Here is a 2,123-nt window from a genome sequence, read left to right on the forward strand (position 1 = left end):
CCCGGCGCGCACCCGCCCCCGGGCGCGGTCGGCGCCACGCGACCCCCTCCCGCCCGCTGGGCTCGCGAATCGCCCGCACCCTCGCCGCTCTGGCATCCGTGTTCTGCCTCCTGGTGACCGGCGTGGGCTGGTCGCTGTTCAACGGTCTGAGCTCCGACCTGTCCTCCGCCGGAGGCCTCGACGTGGGGGACGGCGGGCTCGACGGCGCCGTCGACATCCTCCTGGTGGGGACGGACAACCGCACCGACGCCCAGGGCAACGCGCTCAGCCAGGAGGAACTCGCCACCGTCCGGACCGGCGAGGACGAGGGCGAGAACACGGACACGATCCTGCTCATCCGGATCCCGGAGGACGGGAGCTCGGCCACCGCGATCTCGATCCCCCGGGACGTCTACGTGGAGACCCGGGACATCGGGGGCAGCAAGATCAACGGTGTCTACGCCGGATACAAGCAGACGTACCTCGACGAGGCCGTGGCGAACGACCCCGACGGTGCGCTCACCGAGCAGGACCAACGCGACGCCGTCCAGGCCGGCCGCAACGGGCTGATCAACACCGTCCGCGATCTCACCGGCGTGCAGGCCGACCACTACGCCGAGATCGGGTTGCTGGGATTCGTCCTGCTCACCGACGCCGTCGGTGGCGTGCCGGTGTGCCTGAACGAGGACGTCGACGAACCGCTGTCCGGCGCGAACTTCCGGGCCGGGGTCCAGACCGTGTCCGGCTCCGACGCCCTGAGCTTCGTGCGTCAGCGGCACGACCTGCCCGCGGGCGACCTCGACCGGATCGTCCGCCAGCAGGCGTTCATGTCCCAGCTGGTCAAGAAGACCCTGTCCGCCGGCACCCTCGCGGACCCGACGAAGCTCGGAGCGCTCGTCGACGCGGCCCGACGGTCGTTCGTCATCGACGAGAACTGGGACTTCGTGGACTTCGCGATGAAGCTCCAGGACATCAGCGGCGGGAACGTGCGGTTCGAGACCATCCCGGTCACGAGCATCGACTCCTTCACCGAATGGGGCGAGTCCATCGTCACCGTCGACCCCGACCAGGTCGCGGAGTTCGTCGGCGGATTCGCCAGTACCGACGACGTGGAGGAGGAACAGGAGCAGACCGGCACCCCGGGGGTGGACCCCGCCGCCGTGACCGTCTCGGTGGTCAACACCACCGCGATCGACGGTCTGGCGGCCCGGGTCTCCGGTTCCCTGTCCGAACTCGGGTACGCCGTCGGGGACCTGCTCACCGATCCGGCAGCGGCGTACACCTCCCACGTCGCCGCCGGTTCGGCCGACGACCCCTCGGCGTTCGCGGTCTCCGACGCGCTGGGCGGGTTGCCCGTCCAGGTGGATCCCGCGGTGCCCCCCGGGGCGGTCCGCGTGGTCCTGGCGGAGGACTACAGCGGTCCCACGGGGGACGCCTCCGCGACCGAGTCCTACTCCCCCGAGACCACCACCTACGCCCCGTTGCCACCGTCGATCGCGCAGCGTCCGACCTTCGACGCCGGTGGTTCGGACGTCCCCTGTGTGAACTGACCGAGCCGCACCCGACCGACCGTCCGGAGGACGACCCGTGAACACCGCCGCAGACACCGTGCTCCAGCCGCTCCTCGCAGCGGACCCGGGCGCGCCGCTGGTCACGCACTACGACCTCGGAGCACCGTCCCGGATCGAGCTGTCCGTGACCTCCACCGCCAACTGGGCCGCCAAGATCGCCGGGCTCCTGCGGGACGAGGTGGGCGTGGCCCCGGGTGACGTCGTGGTGTGCGACCTGCCGGCCCACTGGCTCACAGCCGGGGTGCTCCTGGGCGTCTGGTGGGCGGGGGCCGAGGTGCGGACCGGGCCGGCCGACGACGCCGTGGCGGTGATCACCACCGCCGACCGCCTGGAACGCCACCCGACCGATGTCGAGACGCTCCTCATGACCACCGACCCGATGGGCCGCCCGCTGGCCGCGGTCGGCGTGGACGTCCCCCCGGGCGTCGTCGACCTGGCCGAGTCGTGCCGGATCCACCCGGACGCGTTCGTCCCGTCCGGGCAGGGTGAGTCCGCCCTGGACGGGCGGTCGGTCGAGCAGCTGGCGGACCCGGCGCTGGCCGGCCGGGCGCTCGTCGCCGGCCGCGAGCGGGA

The 2,123-nt window shown here is 72.3% G+C and carries 2 protein-coding genes; both read left to right on the forward strand.

Annotation, left to right across the window (positions count from 1 at the left end; translation table 11 throughout):
• On the forward strand, nucleotides 1–1,529 hold a 1,529-nt coding region (locus tag G6031_RS16390; protein WP_241737389.1), incomplete at its 5' end, for an LCP family protein.
• A gap of 37 nt (nucleotides 1,530–1,566) precedes the next feature.
• Nucleotides 1,567–2,123: TIGR03089 family protein (locus G6031_RS16395; RefSeq protein ID WP_182653842.1), on the forward strand; the 557-nt coding region annotated here is incomplete at its 3' end.

This window comes from Dietzia sp. CQ4, from assembly GCF_014145125.1.
GTDB classification, from domain to species: Bacteria; Actinomycetota; Actinomycetes; order Mycobacteriales; family Mycobacteriaceae; genus Dietzia; species Dietzia natronolimnaea.